We start from the raw sequence: 18,167 nt of genomic DNA on the forward strand, positions 1-18,167 counted from the left end.
GGGTGGATCAGGCCTCGTACGGGCGTGCGGTGCGGCCCTCCCGCAGCGTGACGCCCCACCAGGCGAGCTGGTCGAGCAGGACGGCGGCGGCCTTGGAGCTGGCGTCGTCGTCGTGCGGACGGCCCTGCTCGTCGAACTTCTCCCACGCGTTGTGGAAGCTGACGGTGTCCCGCACGGTGACCGCGTGCAGCTCGGCGAAGACCTGCCGCAGCTGCTCGACCGCCCGCAGGCCGCCCGCCATGCCGCCGTACGAGACGAAACCGACCGGCTTGGCGCGCCAGCCGCCGTACACGTAGTCGATGGCCAGCTTCAGCGAGGCCGGGTAACCGTGGTTGTACTCGGGGGTGACGACCACGTACGCGTCGAGCCCCCCGATCCGCGCGGCCAGGGCCGGGGCCTCGCCGGGCGTGCCCAGCGGGTCGAGGTTCAGCTTCAGCTCCTCGACGAGCGCGGGCTCGGACAGGTCGATGACGTGGATCTCCATGTCGTCCCGGCGGCCTGCCTCGGAGACGAACCAGTTCGCGACCGTATCGGCGAAGCGGCCCGTACGGACGCTGCCGACCAGGACGCCGACCTTCAGCGGGGTGCCGGACATGTGGATACCTCGTTTCAGAAGAACCAAAGGGAACTGACGCTCACCGAGGACGAACGTAGAACCTCAAGCCGAGTTGAGGTCAACTCCCGTCCTGGAGAAGGGATCGAGAGAAGGGATCGAGAGAAGGGATCAAGCACTGCCGTCGCGCCGCAGGGACCGCTCGCTGACGACCCACCGGCCGTCCTCCTCGACCAGGTGGTCGCGGCACACCACGCTCGCCGTGATCCTGAGCTCCTCGCCCCGCACGGTCCGCGCGGTCAGCACGTACGCGCGCGTGAGCAGGGTGCCGTCGGGCTGCGGGCGGACGTCGAGCATGCCGAGCCAGTGGCGCAGGTCCGCCTTCTCCCGGATCAGCTTCTCGGCGTGCGCCCGGGCCGAGGCGGCGCGTCCCGCCCGGCCGGTGACCTCGGCGGGGAAGACCGCCTCCTCGGTGAACGTCGCGGCCCATTCCTCGGCCTGCCCGTGGTCCATCAGCGCCATCTGGTCGGCGTAGAACTGCTGGATCCGCGTGTACAGCTCGGCGGAGACGTAGTCCTCGGCGGCGGTCGGCTGGATCGTGGGTTCGGTGCTCATCCGGGCCTTTCCTCACAGGGGGCGACACGCCGTCGCGGGGCCGCGCCCGCGCGGCGGCTCGGCGGTGTGGACGCGTACCACGGTGCCGTGTATCGCTGGAGAACCACTTGATGCCGGTCGGCGGCGGTTGACCTCGGGCCGGCTTCAGGTTTTACGGTCGGGGACATCAGTGACCGTCCGACAGGGGAGCGCCGCCATGACGACCCAGCACACCGCCGACGCCGAGCTCGCCGGGCAGCCGGCCGCGTACTGGACCGGAGTGGCCTACGAGGCCCTCATCGCCTTCACCCGGGCCCGGCAGGCCGAACTCGGCTTCACCCAGCCCGGGTTCTGGCTGCTGCGCAACCTGTCGCGAAACGACATCTCGCCCGACGGCCAGGGCATGACCGTCCCCGAACTCGAGCGGGCCATGAGCTCCTACCTCCGGTCCGAGGACGACCTGGAGTCCGAGGCGGCGGTCCTGTCGGAGCGTGGCTGGCTGATCCGCGACGGCCGGGGACGGCTGTGGATCACCGAGGCGGGGGAGGAGGCCCGGGTGAGCCTCAAGCAGCACGCGCCGGGCATCCGCGAGCGGATCCACCAGGGCATCGACGACGCCGATTACGTGACCGCCGTGAAGGTGCTCCAGCAGATGATCCGCAACACCGGCGGCGAGGTGTCCTAGCCGGACGGGCCCCTCAGCGGGGCAGCCGGCGGAGCCAGGTGTCGACGACGTCGGCGACCGCGGCGCTGTCGGCGCCGAGGAGGGAGAAGTGGTCGCCGGGGGTCTCGGTCACGTGGTCGGCGTACTCCCAGCCGCCGGTGCCGCGGGCCGCCGAGCGGGCGGCGCGGACCAGGAGGGTGGGGGCCGCCGCCGGTTCGGGCGTCCAGTCGGCGAAGACCCGCAGGTGGCCGCCCATCGCGAGGAGCCGTCCGTCGTCGGGGACGCCGAGGGGGGCGTCCGGGTCGAGGAGCCGCTCCGTCAGCACGGTCAGGCCGTGGCGGCCCTCGGCGCGCGCGTACGTGTCGAGCAGCACCACCGCCGCCGCCTCGCGGCCGAGTTCGGGCAGCTCCCGGGCGACGGCGTGCGCGATCCAGCCGCCGGAGGAGTGCCCCAGCAGGACGGGCGCCCGGTCCCGCGAGGCCCGGGCCACCGCCTCCGCCTGCGCCCGTACGAGGGCCTGGCGGGTGCGCGGGAGCACGGGGTCGCCGGCGAAGCCGGGGTGCGGCAGGACGGTCAGGCCCCGTCGGCCGTCCAGGGCGGTGGCCAGCGCCCGGTACTCGTGCGGGCCGGAGCCCGCGCCGAGCGAGGGGAACACGAACAGGCCCGCGGCGCCCTCGCGGTGGGGGGCCAGCTCCGCCGGAGCGGGCCAGTGCTCCACGCCGGCGCGGTGGTCGTAGCGGGGCAGCAGCTCGGCCGCCGCCATCAGCAGCGCGGCCCCCTCGGCGGTCCGCCCCTGCGCGTGCGCTCCGCGCAACAACCAGGCGAGCGTCCCCCCGCCGTCCGCCGCCGTCCCCGCACGGCCACCCGCCGCCGCCCTCCGCGACCGGCCGCTCACGGCCACCCCCGCCGCATCCCGCCGGGGCGTCTTGGCCTGGGCCGGTACGGGGGTCGATGCGGCCCCGGGCACGCCGGGTACGTCGGCCCGCGTCGGCACGGGGCCCGGCGCGGTCTCGTGCAGCCCGGATGTCTGGCGGGGCGCGTTGGGGGCCTGCGCGGGGGCGCGGCGGGGTGTCCGGCCGGAGTGGGCGGCTTCGGTGTGGATCGCCGTACCGGGCTGCCGGGAGGACCGGGGTACCCGCAGGGGCGCCGCCCCGGACAGGGCCTCGTGCGGACCGGCGGCGCCGGCCGGCCACGCGGCGGGTTCGGCCACCAGGGCACGCCCGGGGGCGCCCTGCGCCCGTGCCCCGGCGGGGCGGCTGCCGGAGTCGGTGCGGAGCGGGCGTGTGGGGGTGTCCAGCGCCAGGGGCTCCGGGGGCCGCCCGGGGGCGTCCTGTTGGGTCCGGGCCCGGGCTCCGGCTCCCGCTCCGGCTCCGGCCGGGGGCCACCCGCCGGGCTCCGCTGCCGGGGCCCGCCCGGGGGCGGCCTGTTCCCGCGCGCGGCCGCCGGGCTCCGCGCCCGTCACCCACAGGCGTTTGCGGCGCAGGGCCTGGGTGGGGCGGTCCGTGGGGGCGGCGGTGGGGGTGGTGAAGAAGGACTGCCAGTCGACGTCGATGCCGCGGCGGTGGAGGTCGGAGACCGCCCGGGTCAGGCTCTGGGACTCGTCGTGCCCGCGGCGCAGGGTGGGGACCAGGGCCATGCCGTCGGCGCTGTCGCGGGCCAGGGCCGTGAGGAGGGCGTCGGGGCCCAGCTCCAGGACGGCGGTGACGCCGTGGCCGGCCAGGGTGCGGACGGCGTCGTGGAAGCGGACGGCCTCGCGGAGCTGGTCGGCCCAGTACCCCGGCCGGGCGACCTCCGCCGAGACGGCGCCTCCGGTGAGCCCCGAGACGAAGCCGATCGCGGGCCGGTGGAAGGCGAGGCCCTCGACGGTCCGCCGGAACTCCTCCAGCACCGGGTCCATGAGGGGGGAGTGGTAGGCGTGGCTGACGCGCAGCGCCTTGGACTTGACGTCCTGTTCGGCGAGCCGGCCCACGACCGTCCGCACCGCCTCGCGCTCCCCGGAGACGACCACCGCCCGCGGCCCGTTGACGGCGCCGATCGCCGCCCCCGGCACCAGGAGGGGCGCCACCTCGTCCTCGCCCGCCTGGACGGACACCATGATCCCGCCCTCGGGCAGCGCCTCGATCAGCCGGCCGCGCGCGCTCACCAGCACGGCCGCGTCCCGCAGCGACAGCACTCCCGCGACGTGCGCGGCGGCGACCTCCCCGACCGAATGCCCGCCGACGAACCCCGGGACCACCCCCCAGGACTCCACGAGCCGGTACAGCGCCACCTCGAACGCGAACAGGGCGGGCTGCGCCGTCCCGGTCCGGTTCAGCGCGTCGGCGTCGTCGCCGAAGACGGCCTCCCGGACCCCGTGGCCCAGTTCCGCGCACGCCGCGTCGAACGCGGCGGCGAACACCGGGAAGTCCTCGTACAGTCCGCGCCCCATGCCGGTCCGCTGGCTGCCCTGACCGGTGAACAGCACCGCCAGGTCTCGCCCCCCACGCGCGTGTTCAGGCATCGTCCCTCTTCCCACCCGCTCGTGGCGGCGCCACCTCGCGACGGGGAGATGGTGCGCACCTCCGGTGGAGGCGCACTCGCGGGCGGCTGAACCCCACGGTCGGAAGGCCGCTCCGCGGATCCGTACGGCGTGTCCCGTGCAGCCCCCTGGCCCCGGCACCCGGCGGGATGCCACGATCGGCCGCGCGCGGGCACCCGGCCCGCCGGGCAGGGTGAGGACGCGTCCATGGATCCGCAACGACCCACACCGAGCGGCACGGGCGCCACCCGCGGCGGGAAGGCCGCCGGTTTCCTGCTCGGGCTGGCGACCGTCCTGGTCGGCCTGATGGCGGGCCTGTTCTTCGCGTTCGACGTCTCCGTGATGCCGGGCCTGGCCGCCTCCGACGCCCCGACGTACGTCACGGCCATGCGGCACTTCAACGAGGCCATCGACGGCAACGGCCTCTTCGGCACCGCCTTCGTCCTCGCGCTGCTCGCGGCCGCCGCCGCGGCGATCGTCGAGTACCGCGCCGGGCGGCGCGGGGCCGCGCTGTGGGCGGGTGCGGCGGCCGTCGCCTACCTCGTCGTCCTGGTCCTCACCTTCGCGGTGAACATCCCGCTGAACAACGAGCTCGCGGCCGCCGGCGACGCGGCGGGCGCCTCCGCCGCCTCGGTGACCGACAAGTTCAAGGGCACCTGGGTGCCCGTCAACATCGTCCGTACGGTGCTCTCCACCGCCGCCCTGGCGGCCCTCGCCCGCGCTCTGCTCCTGCACGGCCGCGCCACGCCCGCGGGGGGTGGCCGGGCCTCGGGCTGAGCGGGCGGCGCCGCCCGCTCCGGCGTCCGCGCTCAGGCCGGCTGCGGCGTGGCCGCGGTGCCGAGGAGACGGTCCACGAGGAGTTCCGGGTAGCCGGAGGCCGGCGGGTCGATGCCGAAGATCGCGCGCAGATAGAGCGGCGCGACGAGCTGGTCGAGGATCCGGTCGAGGGGCGGGGGGACCTCGCCGCGGGCGGTGGCGCGGTCGCGGATGCGCTCGATGGCGCCGAGACGGCGCTCGAACTGCTGGGCGCGCTCCCCCTGGGCTGTGGCGCTGCCCGGCATGGAGAGGGCGACGGCGCGGATCAGCAGCCGCCCTTCGGCGGTGCGGATGCTCGCGACGCCCGCTTCGGCCCACGCCGTCAGATCGCCGCGCAGGGTCCCGGTGTCGGCCAGCGGCCAGTCCCGTTCCAAGCGGGTGACGACCACATCGGCCAGGAGCGCCTCCCGGCTGCCCCAGCGCCGGTAGACGCTGGTGTGGTTCACCCCGGCGCGCTGCGCGACCGCGGGGATGGTCAGGTCCGCGCCCTCGGGGTCGGACAGCAGGTCGATGACGGCCTGGTGGACCGCCGAGCGGACCTGCTCGGGGCTCTTGCGGAGGCGCGGGGCCGGTTGTTTCGAAGTCACCCCCACATCGTAAGCACAACTATTTGCTTAACCCCGCCCGCGGGGTCTACAGTCCTGCCGTACGCACAGATCTGTGCTTAAGGAGTGTGTGATGAGGCCGCTGCTGTTCCCCGGCAACCCCCAGTTCTGGTACGAGACCCTGCGCTCGATGAGCCACATCGCCTACGGCGGCGCCGACTTCGGCGAGGTCGTCTCCACTGCCGAGCGCATCGAGGAAGGCGACTACGACAGCTGGTACGAGGAGTGGACGGCGACCGCCGACCGGGTGGCCGCCGAAGCCCGGCGGGCCCTGGACGCGGGCCACACCATCAGCGCCCGGGACGGATTCCTGCGCGCCTCGAACTACTACCGGTCGGCGGAGTTCTTCCAGCACGGCCACCCGTGCGACCCCCGCCACGACCACGCCTACGACCGCGGCGTCGCCTGCTTCCGGGCCGCGGCCGCGCTCCACACCCCCCGCATCGAACCGGTCCGCATCCCCTACGAGGACACCACCCTCCCCGGCTACCTCTACCGGGCCGACGACTCCGCCGCGCCCCGCCCGACCCTGATCATGCACAGCGGTTTCGACGGCACCGCCGAGGAACTCCACTTCAGCGGCGCGCTGGCCGCCGTGGAACGCGGGTACACCGTCCTGACCTTCGACGGCCCGGGACAGCCCGGACCCCGCCACCACCAGGGCCTGGTCTTCCGCCCGGACTGGGAGAACGTCATCACCCCGGTCGTCGATTTCGCCGAAACGCTGCCCGAGGTCGACAACAGCCGCATCGCGCTCCTCGGGAGCAGCATGGGCGGCGTACTGGCCCCCAGGGCGGCGGCCTTCGAGCACCGCCTCGCCGCCCTGATCGCCGTCGACGGCGTCTACGACCTCGGCCAGGTATCCGTCCGCAACATCCCGGGCGACCGCGACCGGGCCGAACGCCTCCTGCGCGCGGACTCCGCCCCCGAACTGGACGCGAGCTTCGAGCAGATGATGGCCCGGGACGCCACCGCCCGGTGGGCGATCAACCACGGCATGTACGTGATGGGCGTCGACACCCCCCGGGCCTTCGGCGCCTCCTACCTCGACTACACCCTCGGCGGCGGCATCGCCGAGCTGATCCAGTGCCCCACCCTCGTGTGCGACGCCGCCGAGGACGAGTTCTTCAAGGGCCAGCCCGAGCAGCTCTACGCGCACCTGACCTGCCCCAAGACCCTGATGCTGTTCACCGCCGAGGAAGGCGCCGGCGCCCACTGCCACCCCGGAGCCATGCGCCTGGCCCTCGCGCGCGTCTACGACTGGCTCGACACCACCCTCGCCCCGACCGCGTAACACCAACCCCAACCACCCCCCGAGGGAGCGTCACCATGACCCGCACCGGAATCGAAGCCGCCCTGAACGACCTCCTCTTCAACCAGGACATCACCCTGGAGGAGGCCGCCGAGCGCCATTTCACCCCCGGGTACCGCCAGCGCACGGACGGCCAGTGGGCCGACCGCGCCGAGTTCCTCGACCACATCCGCCACCTGCGCGGCATCGTCGCCGGCGGCAAGGTCGAGGTCCACGACGAGCTCTACGACGGCGACAAGTACGCCGACCGGCACACCTGCCACATCACCAAGAACGACGGCACCACCGTCACCATGGAGGTCTACGTCTTCGCCGATCTCGCCCCCGACGGCCGCTTCCACCGCATCGAGGAAACCACCCTGATGCTGAGCGGCTCCGACGCCGACCGCACCATCGGCAGCGCCCGCTGACTAGCGGGTCTGCCCGTACAGGACGAGCGCCCACGCCAGCAGGCCGGTCGCCACCGTGGACAGCAGCGTGCGCCAGACGTTCGCGCGGACCCACGGCCCCTCGAACGCGCGCCGCACGGCCGCCGGGTCGGCGATGCGGTCCACCGGACCGGCCGCCTCCAGGGCGTTGTTGAGCGGGATGTTCACCCGGCCGGTGACCGCCATCGCGAGGACGCAGGCGACGAACGCCCCGATCAGCGGCGGCAGCACGTCATGGCCGTCCGCCGGAAGGTGCAGGGCCAGGGCGAGTCCGGTGAGGACCAGCGACCCCAGGTACCCGGCGAGGAACCAGCCGTTGAGGATGGCGACGTTGATCCGCTGCATCACCTCGACGACCGTCCGGTCGCCCGCGCCGCGCAGGCCGGGCATGACCGCCACCGCGAACCCGTAGAACAGGCCGCTCACCAGGCCCGTCGTGACCGTCGCCGCGATCAGTGACGCGAACCGTGCCGTCTCCACGTAGCTCTCTCCCTCGCGTGTCAAGAACCCTCCGGTGCGGGGCGATCCTACGGTCCGCCCGGGCGGCGCGGGATACCCTCCCGCTGGGCCCGCACGCCCCCCGAACAGACGTCGGAGAGGAAACAGGCTGTGACCGACCCCAAGGACAGGCTGGACACACTGCGGGCGGACATCGAGCGCCGCAACCCCGCGCAGCCCGAGTTCCACCAGGCCGTACGGGAGGTCCTCGACACCCTGGCCCCCGTCTTCGCGGCGCGTCCCGAGTACGCCGAGGCCGGGCTCGTCGAGCGGCTCCTGGAGCCGGAGCGTCAGATCATCTTCCGCGTGCCGTGGACGGACGACCACGGCCGGGTGCACGTCAACCGCGGTTACCGCGTCGAGTTCAACAGCGCGCTGGGACCGTACAAGGGGGGCTTGCGCTTCCACCCGTCGGTGGACATCGGCGTGGTGAAGTTCCTCGGCTTCGAGCAGATCTTCAAGAACGCCCTGACCGGCCTCGGCATCGGCGGCGGCAAGGGCGGCAGCGACTTCGACCCGCACGGCCGGTCCGACGCCGAGGTCATGCGTTTCTGCCAGTCGTTCATGACGGAGCTGTCCCGGCACATCGGCGAGCACACCGACGTCCCGGCCGGTGACATCGGCGTCGGCGGCCGCGAGATCGGCTACCTGTTCGGCCAGTACCGCCGCATCACCAACCGCTGGGAGGCCGGCGTCCTGACCGGCAAGGGCCGGGGCTGGGGCGGTTCCGCGATCCGCCCCGAGGCCACCGGCTACGGCAGCGTGCTGTTCGCCGCCGAGATGCTGACGGTCCGCGGGGAGTCCCTGGACGGCCTCACCGCGGTCGTCTCGGGCTCCGGCAACGTCGCCCTGTACACGATCGAGAAGCTCCAGCAGCTCGGCGCCAACCCGCTGACGGCCTCCGACTCCTCCGGCTACGTCGTCGACGAGAAGGGCATCGACCTGGCGCTGCTGAAGCAGATCAAGGAGGTCGAGCGCGGCCGCATCAGCGAGTACGCCGCCCGGCGCGGGCCCTCGGCCCGCTTCGTGCGGGGCGGGCGGGTCTGGGAGGTCCCGGCGGACGTGGCCTTCCCGTCGGCGACGCAGAACGAGCTCGGCGCCGAGGACGCGCGCACGCTGATCGCGAACGGCGTCAAGGCCGTCTCCGAGGGGGCGAACATGCCCACCACCCCCGAGGCCGTGCACCTCTTCCAGGCGGCGGGCGTCGCCTTCGGCCCGGGCAAGGCCGCCAACGCGGGCGGGGTCGCGGTCAGCGCGCTGGAGATGGCCCAGAACGCGGGCCGGGTGGCGTGGAGCCGCGACCGGGTGGAGGACGAGCTCGCCGGCATCATGCGGTCGATCCACGCGGTCGCCCACGAGACGGCGCAGCGCTACGGCGCCCCGGGCGACTACGTGACGGGCGCCAACATCGCCGGCTTCGAACGCGTGGCCGACGCGATGCTGGCCCAGGGCGTCATCTAGCCCCTGCCCCACGCCCCCGTCCCCCGGTCGGCCCGGGGGGCGGGGGCGTTGGCGTTGGCGGGCCGTCAGACGATCAACGTACGAAGGAGCGCCGACGGCGGCGGACGCCGGCTTCCATGGTGTGCGGGGCGGTGACGGCGCAGTCCTTGGGCACGGTCCGGATGGCCAGGGTCACGCCGCTGGTGATCTGGCAGCGTCGGCCGACAGCGACGCCGGGCCCGATGCCGATGTTGCTGCCGGTCTGCGTGTCGACCCCGATGACGGCCCCGAACTGGGGCGTGCCCGACCGATACAGGCCGTTTCCGGTCCGCATGATCACTTCCCGATCGGGCTTGCGCATGTCCGTGGTCATGTTGATCGCGGCGACGGTAACGCCGGCGGACAGGTGGACTCGGGCTCCGAGGATCGTCCGGTTGACGCCGATCCGGTGTCCGAGGACGGTGCCTTCCCCGACGAACGCGGCGGTGACTTCGCAGTTGAAGCCGACCCGGGCGCCGGCGCACAGGACGCTGCCCTTCCGCACGGTCGTGAACTCGTGGACCTTGACGTCAGGTCTGATGATCACATCGTCCCCGATGATCGCCGTGGGGTGGATGAACGCGGAAGGATGGATGCGCGTCCTCCCCCAGCATGACAAGCGCTTCGCGCTGGAGTCCCGTCCACTGGGCCAGGAACTCGGCCAGCTCGAACTTCTCCAAGCCGCCGTAGACGGTCGTGGCGATGGCACCGTCGGTGGGGGCGGTGACGTAGTCGCCGAGGTCGATCCGTTCCATGCCGATGGCCTTTCGTACGGTCCGGGGCCCGGGTTCGGCGGGGGTACGCTCGCCGTTCACCTGGCCCCGGAAGGAAGTGGTGGTGGTCGTGACCCGGCCGCGTGTGGGTGTCGCCGTGCTGACCATGGGCGACCGGATGCCCGAGCTGCTGGCACTGCTGGCCTCGGTGGCCAAGCAGGACGAACCGGCGGCCCGGGTCGTGGTGGTCGGGAACGGGACGGCCTTGCCGGGCCTGCCCGAGGGTGTGACCGGGGTGGAGCTTGAGGAGAACCTGGGGGTGCCCGGCGGCCGGAACGTCGCCTGGCGCCGCCTTCAGGACTTCGGGGACGTCGACGTCCTGGTGGACCTGGACGACGACGGCCTGCTGACCGAGGCCGACGTCTTCCGGCGGATCGCCGACCTGTACACGGCGGACCACCGGCTCGGCATCGTCTCGTTCCGGATCGCGGATGAGACCGGCGATACGCAGCGGCGGCACGTGCCCCGCCTTCGGGCGGGCGACCCGACGCGGCGGGGCCTGGTGACGACGTTCCTGGGCGGCGGACACGCCCTGTCGATGCCGATGCTGGAGGAGACCGGGGGCTGGCCGGACGCCTTCTTCTTCACGCACGAGGAGACGGACCTGGCCTGGCGGGCGATCGACCACGGATGGGACATCCTCTACGAACCGCAGCTGGTGCTCCAGCACCCGAAGACGTCCCCCGCCCGGCACGCGGTCTACTACCGGATGACGGCCCGCAACCGCGTCTGGCTGGCCAAGCGGCACCTGCCCGCCGTTCTGGTCCCGGTGTACCTCGCCTCGTGGGCGGCGTACACCGTGCTCCAGCGCCCCCCGCTGGTGGGGCTGAAGTCGTGGTGGGCCGGGTTCTTCGAGGGCGTGCGGATCGCGTGTCCGCCGCGGCGTCCCATGCGGTGGCGGACCGTGTGGCGCATGACCCGACTGGGCCGGCCCCCGGTGATCTGACGTCCCCGGAGCCCGGACACCAGACTGGGAGCCGACCGGCCGGCATGTGGGGCGCCGGGGCGAGGCCCCGGCCGACGCCGGGGCGGGAGGCCCGCGCAGGTGGGAGTGGAGCGGCGGCACGTAGCCTGGCCTCCCACCACCGACAGGGAGTTGCCGCGTGCTGACCGCACTTGACGGGACGTACGGCGACCGCGAGGACGCCGTCGGCGTCGCCGGCCGTACCGCTTCGTACGAGGAACTGCTGGGCGCGGCGGGCGCCGTCGCCGCCGACGTCGCCGGGGCCCCGGCCTTCGCCGTCACCGCGACCGCCTCCCTGGAGACCGTCGCCGCCGTCGTCGGCGCGCTGCTGGCCGGGGTGCCCTTCGTACCGCTGCCGCCCGACGCCGGGCCGGCCGAGCGCGAGCACATCCTGCGGGACTCCGGCGCCGTGGAGTTCGAGGTCGACTTCGCCCGGCGCGCCGAAGCCCCCGCCCGCCCGGCCGCCTCCCCGCAGGACCCCGCGCTGATCCTGTACACCTCCGGCACCACCGGCCCGCCCAAGGGCGTGGTCCTCGGCGCCGCCGCGCTCGCCGCCGACCTCGACGCGCTCGCCGGAGCCTGGCAGTGGAGCGCCGCGGACACCCTGGTGCACGGGCTGCCGCTGTTCCACGTACACGGCCTCGTCCTCGGCGTCCTCGGCGCCCTGCGCACCGGCAGCCGCCTCGTGCACACCGGCCGGCCGACCCCGCGGGCCTACGCCGAGGCGGGCGGCAGCCTCTACTTCGGGGTGCCGACCGTCTGGTCCCGCGTCGCCGCCGAGCCGCAGGCGGCCGCCGCGCTGTCCGGGGCCCGCCTGCTGGTCTCCGGCAGCGCCCCGCTGCCCGCCCCCGTCTTCCGGGACCTGGAGCGCCTCACCGGCCACCGCCCCGTCGAGCGCTACGGCATGACCGAGACGCTGATCACCCTCAGCGGCCGGGCCGGCGGCGAGGTCCGGCCCGGCACCGTCGGCACCCCGCTGCCGGGGATCCGTACCCGCATCGCGGCCGAGCCGGGTGCCGAGATCGGCGAACTCCAGCTGACGGGGCCCACGTTGTTCTCCGGGTACCTGGGCCGCCCCGAGGCCACCGCGGCCTCGTACACCGAGGACGGGTGGTTCCGTACGGGTGACATCGCGGCCGTCGACGAGCGCGACGGGGTCCACCGGATCGTGGGCCGCGCCTCCATCGACATGATCAAGTCCGGCGGGTACCGGATCGGCGCGGGCGAGATCGAGAACGCCCTGCTGGACCACCCCAAGGTGAGCGAGGCGGCCGTCGTCGGCGTCCCGGACGCGGACCTCGGCCAGCGGATCGTCGCCTTCGTCGTCGCCGAGGGGGTCACGGGCGCCGAACTGACCGACTTCGTCGCGGCCCACCTGTCGGTGCACAAGCGGCCCCGCGAGGTCCGCTTCGTCGCCGCCGTGCCGCGCAACGCCATGGGCAAGCCCCAGAAGAAGCTGCTGCTGACCGACCACTTCCCCGAGGACCAGTGATGACCGCCACCGACCGCGTCCACCGCAGCGCCTGGATCCGCCGCTTCCACCCGGCGGCGCACCCGCCCGAGGCGCCGGTCCTGGTCGTCCTGCCGCACGCCGGGGGCAACGCCTCCTTCTACTTCCCGCTCTCCCGGGACCTGGCCGCGCACGCCGAGGTGCTCACCGTCCAGTACCCCGGCCGCCAGGAGCGGCTGGCGGAGCCCGCCCCGGACACCGTCGACGGGCTGGTCGACGGGGTGGAGCGGGCGCTGGCGCCGTGGCGGGAGAGGCCCCTGGTGGTGTTCGGCCACAGCATGGGCGCCGTCCTCGCGTACGAGCTGACGCGCCGGCTCGAAGCCTCGGGCGCGGGGCCGCGCGGCCTGATCGTCTCGGGGCGCCGCTCCCCGCTGGTGCCGCGCGAGGCGGAGAACCTCCACCTCCGGGACGACGACGCGCTGCTCGCCCACGTGGCCGCGCTGTCGGGCACCGACCCGGCGCTGCTGGCGGACCCGGACTTCCGGCCGCTGATCCTGCCCTCCCTGCGCGCCGACTACCGGGCCATCGAGACCTACCGGCACGAGCCGGGCAGGCCCCCGCTGCGCACCCCCGTGAGCGTGCTCCTCGGCGAGTCCGACCCCCGCGCGAGCGTGGCCGAGGCCATGGGCTGGCGCGACCTCACCACGGCGCCGTTCACCTACCGCGGCTTCCCGGGCGGCCACTTCTACCTCTCCGACCACCACGACTCGGTCACCCGAGCCCTCAAGGAAGACCTCACGGCCTTCACCGCGGCCCCCTGACCGCCCCGGAGGGGCCTCTGACGTGTTTGCGGTACCCGGGACGGGCGGGGCGCGGGATAATCGGGTTCATGGTCATGGTCCCCTCCACCGATCCCGCTCCGACGGCCGGCGAGGTGCTGTACGCCCGGTACGCGGGGCGGCTGCCCGCCTCGCTGGAGAAGCTGGCCGGACCCGCGCACGGCGTGGTGCGGGTTCCCCTGCATGTCGCCTGGTCCGGCCTGCGGGCCTACGACCTGGACCGGCCGCGCCTGCGGATGGGCCTGTACCGCACGGTGCTGGCCGAGGGGCGCCACGAGGACCTCGTCACCCTGCTGAACCGCGACCTCCTCCTCGCCCAGTGGCCGGTCCTGCGCACCCTGATCAGCCGGCACGTGCGGCAGGCCTGGGAGGACGCCTTCCCCGAGCTCCCGGCCAGGGCGTCCACCGCCGCGTGAACCTCACCGACCTGCACCGCCGGCTCCTCGCCGCGGTGATCGACATCGGAGCCCCCTACCCCCTCGTCCTCACCGGCGGCTACGCCGTCCAGGCGTACGGTCTCGTCGACCGCTTCAGCCAGGACCTCGACGTCGCCACCGAGAACCCCGCCCCCATGTCCGAGATCGTGGCCGGCCTGGAACAGGGTCTGATCACGCGCGGCTGGCGGGTACGAGTGCTCGACGTGGACGCCCTCTCCGCCCGCCTGGTGGCCACCGACCCGGACACCGGGGACGAGTGCGAGGTCGACGTGCTCAAAGAGCACTTCTGGACGCCCCCGGCCCAGACGGAGTACGGGCCCGTCCTCGCCTTCGACTCCGTCATCGGTACGAAGGTCCGGGCCCTGGCCGACCGGGGCGCCGTCCGCGACCTCATCGACGTCCACGCCGCCTCCCGCCACCGCGCCACCAGCGAGCTCGAGCGCCTCGGTGAGCGGCACGGGCGGGACGAATTCCGGCTGGCAGACCTCCGGGACCGCCTCGTCGGCGCCGACTGGGCCGACGACGACGAGTTCGCCGCGTACGGCCTCACCGAGGACGAGACCGCCGAGCTGCGGTCCTGGGCGCGGGGATGGGCCGATGACCTCGGGCGGCGGCTTCATCGCGATGAGGAGGGCTGAGGGGCCCGGTCGTGGGTGGAGCGGCTGGAAGTGGTCCGTGGGGTGGGGGATGCGGGGCAACCGGGGTTCCGTGGGCGGGAATTGCTGTCAACATCGGGGGATGGATCAAACGGCTGGTGAATCCAGGACCGATCAGCGTGCTCTGTCAGCGGCCGGCGTCACCGTCGTGATGTGGGCCTCCGCCTTCGTTTCCATCCGCGCGTCCGCCGAGCACTTCGGGCCCGGGGCGCTCGCGCTGGGGAGGCTGCTGACGGCCTCCGTCGCGCTGGGCGTCGTGCTGCTCGTCAAGCGGGTGCCGCCGCCGCCGCGGCAGGCGTGGCCCGGGATCCTGGCGTCCGGGGTGCTGTGGTTCGGGCTCTACATGGTGGCGCTGAACTGGGGTGAGCAGGGCGTCGACGCGGGGACCGCCGCCATGGTCGTCAACATCGGCCCCATCGTCATCGCCCTGCTCAGCGGGTGGCTGCTCAAGGAGGGGTTCCCGCCGATGCTGCTGGCGGGGATGGCGGTGTCCTTCGCGGGGGCGGCCGTCGTCGGGATGTCCACCTCGAAGGGCGGGGGTTCCTCCCTCACCGGGGTGCTGCTCTGCCTGGTCGCCGCGCTCGCCTACGGGGCCGGGGTGGTCTCGCAGAAGCCCGCCCTGCGGCACGCGAACCCGCTCCAGGTGACCACGTACGGCTGCTTCGTCGGAACCGCCTGCACCTTGCCCTTTGCCGGGCAATTGATCGAACAGATTCCCGACGCTCCGCTCGGGGCCACCCTCAACATGGTGTACCTGGGGCTCTTTCCGACCGCCCTGGCCTTCACCACCTGGACCTACGCCCTGTCCCGCACCACCGCCGGGAAGATGGGCGCGACCACCTACGCCGTGCCCGCCGTCGTGGTGCTCATCGCCTGGATCCTGCTCGACGAGGTGCCCGGATGGATGACGCTCGTGGGCGGTGCGATCTGCCTCGCCGGTGTCGCCGTGTCGCGTAAGCGGGCCCGGCCGGCTCCCCAGGTGGTGGAGGCCGGGAAGTAGGCCCGCGCTCCCCCTCCGCGCCCGCGGCGGGGGAGCGCCCCGGCCCCCGGCCTCACAGCACGTACGTGGCCTCGTTGCGGCCCAGGAGGTAGCCGAGCTGTAATCGGTTCAGGGCGCCCAACTCCTGCTTGATGGCCGCGATATGGGCCTGCAGGGAGCGTTCGCTGATGCCGATGCGGCGGGCGATGGCCTTGTCCGAGTAGCCCTCCACGAGCAGCCTGCTGATGGACTCGCGGATCGCCGGGACCACCTCGTCGGCCGCCTTCGCGGCGTGCAGCGGGACGAAGGGAAAGGGTTTCGCCCGGTCCCAGGCCTTGTCGAAGGTGTCGCGCAGAAATCGTACGATAGTCGGTTCGGTAATCGAGATCGCCGTGGTACGGTCCTCGTTTGCCGAAATGAAGGCCACGTCGTCGACAATGATCAAACGGTCAAAGAATTCTTCCAGAGTGCGAACTTGGGCACCGTATTCCGTTACGGCGCGGACATATTCCTTGGTCGCCTCGTCGAATCTCGTGGTGTGCTGATACAGCGTCCGCATGGCGATCCCCGCCGAGATGTGCCGGCGTACGGATTCCAGCGCGTCCTTCAGCACCGCGCTCGGCCGCGCCCCGTCGGGCTGCGCGGTGAGGATGTCCCGCCGGACCGAGCCCAGCGCCTCGTTGATCGCCGTCGAAATGCTGCCCAGGCCGTGCAGGTACCGGACTCCGGGGCCCACGACGACCTCGTCCGGACCGGCCTCGATGGCCTGCGCCGCAGCGGGCCGCTGGGCCTGCTGCGCCGCCTCCTGCGCCAGCAGGCCCAGGTGCGTTGCGAGTTCCCGCAAGAACGCCTGCGGTTCCCCCGCCGCAGCCGTCAACAGCGCTTCAGGTGCACCGCTTTGTGCGGTTTTGACGTATTTGACTACGTCCACGTGCCACCCCCGTCTGTCCGGTATGCAGCTGTTTATGGCGTTCTAGACCCCGTGGGTTCCCGCAATGCGTAAACCGGAGCCATCGTAGGCCTACCTCGTCGTGACCCGGCAGGGGAGATTTGGTCTCACCGCAGGAACGAACACCGAGAAGGCGCCCCGGAGATCACCACCGCCGGAAACCGCCTCGGTTTGGCGTTCCTGGAATGGCCGAACACGAAACGACTTGAGGGGACTGGGCAAAATGGGGAAGAACCGCATGGTGACTCGTCGGGCCGGCCGCGTTTCTGGAATCCGCGGCCGCATGGTGCTCGCCTCGGCGGGCATCGCCCTCGGAGTGGGGACCGCGGTCACCGGCATCGCCGCCCAGGGAGCCTTCCCGGCCGACTCCGTGAGCCACCTCCGCCTCGGCGACGTCGGCTGGAACAACGCGAACCCGCACGTCGTGGCCGGTGACGCCGGTGACGTCGGCTGGAACAGCACGCAGCCCGGCACCACCCCCACCCCCCAGCCCAGCTCCACCAACGACGTTGGCTGGAACTGATCCACCCCCACCGCCCCGTCCTGCACTGCTTCACCTCCCGCCACCGACCGACCGGCAAAGGAATGGCTGATCCTCGTGGTTGCCTCCCCCTGGTTCCTGACCTCCGAGACCGCAGCCGGCCCTGACCCCGCCGCCCGCGTCTACTGCTTCCCGCACGCCGGCGGGAACCCCCGGACCTTCCTCGACTGGCAGGGCGCCCTGGAACGCGACGCGCGGATCCTCGCCGTCTGCCCGCCCGGCCGCGGCCACCGCTTCCGCGAACCGGCCCCCGCCTCCCTGGCCGAGCTCGCCGACGGCGCCGCCACCGCCATCGCCCTGGCCTCCACCCCGGACCGGCCCTTCCTCCTCTTCGGCCACAGCTTCGGCGCGGCCCTCGCCTTCGAGGTCGCCCGCCGCCTCGACGGCGTACGCGGCTTCGCCGGTCTCGTCGCCTCCGGCTGCTCCGCCCCCTCCCTGCTGCCCACCCCCCGCGTGGTCGAGGCCGCCGGCCTGGAGGGCCGCGCCTTCGCCGAGTCCGTACGGTTCTTCGGCGGACTGCCCCCCGAGGTGCTGGAGGACGAGGCCGTGCAGGAACTCCTCCTGCCGCACCTGAAGGCCGACTTCAAGATGGTCGCCGGCTACCGCTACCGCACGGCCGACCCCCTCACCGTCCCGCTCACCCTGCTCAACGGCACCGACGACCCGCACGTCAGCCCCGCCGCGCTCGGCGCCTGGGCCCGCGAATGCGCCGCCGAGCCGGACCACCACTGGGTGCCGGGCGGCCACTTCTACTTCGAGGACCGGCCGCACAGCGTGAGCGACGTCCTGGGCCCGCTGGCCCGCGCGGCAACCGGCGCCGCCCGCAGCGGAGATGAGTACGTTGAGCTGATCTGACCACCGGCCGACGCACACACGCACCTGCGAGGAACCCCATGAACAGCACCGCCGACGCGGCCCGACTCCGGCGCGCCGTCGCCTTCCGGGACCTGCACACCGGTCCCCGCCCCTTCGTCGTCCCCAACCCCTGGGACGCCGGAACCGCCCGCATCCTGGCCTCCTTCGGCTTCGCCGCCCTCGCCACCACCGGCGCCGGCCTGGCCCACAGCCTCGGCCGCCCCGACGGCGCCAACCAGCTCAGCCGCGACGAGTTG

General features: G+C 73.3%; 22 protein-coding genes. 14 read left to right on the forward strand and 8 right to left on the reverse strand.

Going from position 1 to position 18,167, the window contains the following annotated elements; genetic code table 11:
- Positions 1-7 precede the first annotated feature (7 nt).
- Positions 8-595, reverse strand: a complete 588-nt coding sequence (locus ACFV0Q_RS23265) for an NADPH-dependent FMN reductase (protein ID WP_385008235.1) — start codon at positions 593-595, stop codon at positions 8-10.
- Positions 596-724: 129 nt separating this feature from the next.
- Positions 725-1,168, reverse strand: a complete 444-nt coding sequence (locus ACFV0Q_RS23270) for a nuclear transport factor 2 family protein (RefSeq protein WP_385008236.1) — start codon at positions 1,166-1,168, stop codon at positions 725-727.
- A 196-nt stretch (positions 1,169-1,364) separates the two neighbouring features.
- Between ACFV0Q_RS23270 and ACFV0Q_RS23275 the strand changes: the two genes are divergently transcribed.
- Positions 1,365-1,832 (forward strand): MarR family transcriptional regulator, encoded by a 468-nt coding sequence (locus tag ACFV0Q_RS23275; RefSeq protein ID WP_385008237.1) that lies wholly within the window; start codon positions 1,365-1,367, stop codon positions 1,830-1,832.
- 13 nt (positions 1,833-1,845) lie between these two features.
- Here the strand turns inward: ACFV0Q_RS23275 and ACFV0Q_RS23280 are convergent, their stop codons facing one another.
- On the reverse strand, positions 1,846-4,311 hold the full coding sequence (locus ACFV0Q_RS23280) for an acyltransferase domain-containing protein (RefSeq protein ID WP_385008238.1): 2,466 nt from the start codon (positions 4,309-4,311) through the stop codon (positions 1,846-1,848).
- A gap of 225 nt (positions 4,312-4,536) precedes the next feature.
- On the opposite strand from ACFV0Q_RS23280, the gene ACFV0Q_RS23285 reads away from it, so the two are divergent.
- Positions 4,537-5,106, forward strand: coding sequence for an anthrone oxygenase family protein (locus tag ACFV0Q_RS23285; protein WP_385008239.1), 570 nt, complete (start codon positions 4,537-4,539; stop codon positions 5,104-5,106).
- 32 nt (positions 5,107-5,138) lie between these two features.
- On the opposite strand, the gene ACFV0Q_RS23290 is transcribed toward ACFV0Q_RS23285, so the two are convergent.
- On the reverse strand, positions 5,139-5,732 hold the full coding sequence (locus ACFV0Q_RS23290) for a TetR/AcrR family transcriptional regulator (protein ID WP_385008240.1): 594 nt from the start codon (positions 5,730-5,732) through the stop codon (positions 5,139-5,141).
- Between the two features lie 91 nt (positions 5,733-5,823).
- Between ACFV0Q_RS23290 and ACFV0Q_RS23295 the strand changes: the two genes are divergently transcribed.
- A complete protein-coding gene (locus tag ACFV0Q_RS23295; protein ID WP_385008241.1) occupies positions 5,824-7,044 on the forward strand; it encodes an alpha/beta hydrolase family protein in 1,221 nt (406 codons plus the stop codon).
- A 35-nt stretch (positions 7,045-7,079) separates the two neighbouring features.
- Positions 7,080-7,472 (forward strand): nuclear transport factor 2 family protein, encoded by a 393-nt coding sequence (locus ACFV0Q_RS23300; RefSeq protein WP_385008242.1) that lies wholly within the window; start codon positions 7,080-7,082, stop codon positions 7,470-7,472.
- Here the strand turns inward: ACFV0Q_RS23300 and ACFV0Q_RS23305 are convergent, their stop codons facing one another.
- Complete coding sequence (locus ACFV0Q_RS23305; RefSeq protein WP_385008243.1) at positions 7,473-7,970, reverse strand: DUF1772 domain-containing protein; 498 nt, start codon at positions 7,968-7,970, stop codon at positions 7,473-7,475. It lies immediately after the preceding gene.
- 129 nt (positions 7,971-8,099) lie between these two features.
- On the opposite strand from ACFV0Q_RS23305, the gene gdhA reads away from it, so the two are divergent.
- Complete coding sequence (gdhA, locus tag ACFV0Q_RS23310) at positions 8,100-9,449, forward strand: NADP-specific glutamate dehydrogenase (RefSeq protein ID WP_385008244.1); 1,350 nt, start codon at positions 8,100-8,102, stop codon at positions 9,447-9,449.
- 73 nt (positions 9,450-9,522) lie between these two features.
- Here the strand turns inward: gdhA and ACFV0Q_RS23315 are convergent, their stop codons facing one another.
- Positions 9,523-10,014 (reverse strand): hypothetical protein, encoded by a 492-nt coding sequence (locus tag ACFV0Q_RS23315; RefSeq protein ID WP_385008245.1) that lies wholly within the window; start codon positions 10,012-10,014, stop codon positions 9,523-9,525.
- A complete protein-coding gene (locus tag ACFV0Q_RS23320) occupies positions 9,998-10,222 on the reverse strand; it encodes a hypothetical protein (RefSeq protein ID WP_385008246.1) in 225 nt (74 codons plus the stop codon). The genes ACFV0Q_RS23315 and ACFV0Q_RS23320 overlap by 17 nt, the downstream gene beginning before the upstream one ends.
- Before the next feature lie 88 nt (positions 10,223-10,310).
- Here ACFV0Q_RS23320 and ACFV0Q_RS23325 point away from each other — a divergent pair, with 88 nt between their 5' ends.
- The 6 genes from ACFV0Q_RS23325 (at position 10,311) to ACFV0Q_RS23350 (ending at position 15,586) form a co-directional block, all read left to right on the forward strand.
- Positions 10,311-11,186, forward strand: a complete 876-nt coding sequence (locus ACFV0Q_RS23325) for a glycosyltransferase family 2 protein (RefSeq protein ID WP_385008247.1) — start codon at positions 10,311-10,313, stop codon at positions 11,184-11,186.
- 157 nt (positions 11,187-11,343) lie between these two features.
- On the forward strand, positions 11,344-12,696 hold the full coding sequence (locus tag ACFV0Q_RS23330) for an AMP-binding protein (protein ID WP_385008248.1): 1,353 nt from the start codon (positions 11,344-11,346) through the stop codon (positions 12,694-12,696).
- Entirely contained in the window at positions 12,696-13,475 is a 780-nt protein-coding gene (locus ACFV0Q_RS23335) for a thioesterase II family protein (RefSeq protein ID WP_385008250.1), read from the forward strand. The genes ACFV0Q_RS23330 and ACFV0Q_RS23335 overlap by 1 nt, the downstream gene beginning before the upstream one ends.
- A gap of 68 nt (positions 13,476-13,543) precedes the next feature.
- Positions 13,544-13,909, forward strand: a complete 366-nt coding sequence (locus tag ACFV0Q_RS23340; RefSeq protein ID WP_385008251.1) for a hypothetical protein — start codon at positions 13,544-13,546, stop codon at positions 13,907-13,909.
- Positions 13,906-14,568 (forward strand): nucleotidyl transferase AbiEii/AbiGii toxin family protein, encoded by a 663-nt coding sequence (locus tag ACFV0Q_RS23345; protein WP_385008253.1) that lies wholly within the window; start codon positions 13,906-13,908, stop codon positions 14,566-14,568. The genes ACFV0Q_RS23340 and ACFV0Q_RS23345 overlap by 4 nt, the downstream gene beginning before the upstream one ends.
- A gap of 100 nt (positions 14,569-14,668) precedes the next feature.
- A complete protein-coding gene (locus tag ACFV0Q_RS23350; protein ID WP_385008254.1) occupies positions 14,669-15,586 on the forward strand; it encodes a DMT family transporter in 918 nt (305 codons plus the stop codon).
- A 52-nt stretch (positions 15,587-15,638) separates the two neighbouring features.
- Here the strand turns inward: ACFV0Q_RS23350 and ACFV0Q_RS23355 are convergent, their stop codons facing one another.
- Entirely contained in the window at positions 15,639-16,496 is an 858-nt protein-coding gene (locus ACFV0Q_RS23355) for a LuxR C-terminal-related transcriptional regulator (RefSeq protein WP_385008255.1), read from the reverse strand.
- A gap of 256 nt (positions 16,497-16,752) precedes the next feature.
- On the opposite strand from ACFV0Q_RS23355, the gene ACFV0Q_RS23360 reads away from it, so the two are divergent.
- From ACFV0Q_RS23360 to ACFV0Q_RS23370, 3 genes are all read left to right on the forward strand, one after another.
- Positions 16,753-17,037 (forward strand): hypothetical protein, encoded by a 285-nt coding sequence (locus ACFV0Q_RS23360; RefSeq protein WP_385008256.1) that lies wholly within the window; start codon positions 16,753-16,755, stop codon positions 17,035-17,037.
- Positions 17,038-17,112: 75 nt separating this feature from the next.
- On the forward strand, positions 17,113-17,910 hold the full coding sequence (locus tag ACFV0Q_RS23365; protein WP_385008258.1) for a thioesterase II family protein: 798 nt from the start codon (positions 17,113-17,115) through the stop codon (positions 17,908-17,910).
- A 38-nt stretch (positions 17,911-17,948) separates the two neighbouring features.
- A partial coding sequence (locus ACFV0Q_RS23370) for an isocitrate lyase/phosphoenolpyruvate mutase family protein (protein WP_385008259.1) occupies positions 17,949-18,167 on the forward strand: 219 nt, incomplete at its 3' end.

The organism is Streptomyces sp. NPDC059564, from assembly GCF_042735575.1.
Classification (GTDB): domain Bacteria; phylum Actinomycetota; class Actinomycetes; order Streptomycetales; family Streptomycetaceae; genus Streptomyces.

Bases quoted from the DNA above. Each gene is read 5' to 3' on its own strand.
- ACFV0Q_RS23265 (WP_385008235.1), bottom strand. From the start codon at position 595: ATGTCCGGCACCCCGCTGAAGGTCGGCGTCCTGGTCGGCAGCGTCCGT.
- ACFV0Q_RS23270 (WP_385008236.1), bottom strand. From the start codon at position 1,168: ATGAGCACCGAACCCACGATCCAGCCGACCGCCGCCGAGGACTACGTC.
- ACFV0Q_RS23275 (WP_385008237.1), top strand. From the start codon at position 1,365: ATGACGACCCAGCACACCGCCGACGCCGAGCTCGCCGGGCAGCCGGCC.
- ACFV0Q_RS23280 (WP_385008238.1), bottom strand. From the start codon at position 4,311: ATGCCTGAACACGCGCGTGGGGGGCGAGACCTGGCGGTGCTGTTCACC.
- ACFV0Q_RS23285 (WP_385008239.1), top strand. From the start codon at position 4,537: ATGGATCCGCAACGACCCACACCGAGCGGCACGGGCGCCACCCGCGGC.
- ACFV0Q_RS23295 (WP_385008241.1), top strand. From the start codon at position 5,824: ATGAGGCCGCTGCTGTTCCCCGGCAACCCCCAGTTCTGGTACGAGACC.
- ACFV0Q_RS23300 (WP_385008242.1), top strand. From the start codon at position 7,080: ATGACCCGCACCGGAATCGAAGCCGCCCTGAACGACCTCCTCTTCAAC.
- ACFV0Q_RS23320 (WP_385008246.1), bottom strand. From the start codon at position 10,222: ATGGAACGGATCGACCTCGGCGACTACGTCACCGCCCCCACCGACGGT.
- ACFV0Q_RS23335 (WP_385008250.1), top strand. From the start codon at position 12,696: ATGACCGCCACCGACCGCGTCCACCGCAGCGCCTGGATCCGCCGCTTC.
- ACFV0Q_RS23340 (WP_385008251.1), top strand. From the start codon at position 13,544: ATGGTCATGGTCCCCTCCACCGATCCCGCTCCGACGGCCGGCGAGGTG.
- ACFV0Q_RS23350 (WP_385008254.1), top strand. From the start codon at position 14,669: ATGGATCAAACGGCTGGTGAATCCAGGACCGATCAGCGTGCTCTGTCA.
- ACFV0Q_RS23360 (WP_385008256.1), top strand. From the start codon at position 16,753: ATGGTGACTCGTCGGGCCGGCCGCGTTTCTGGAATCCGCGGCCGCATG.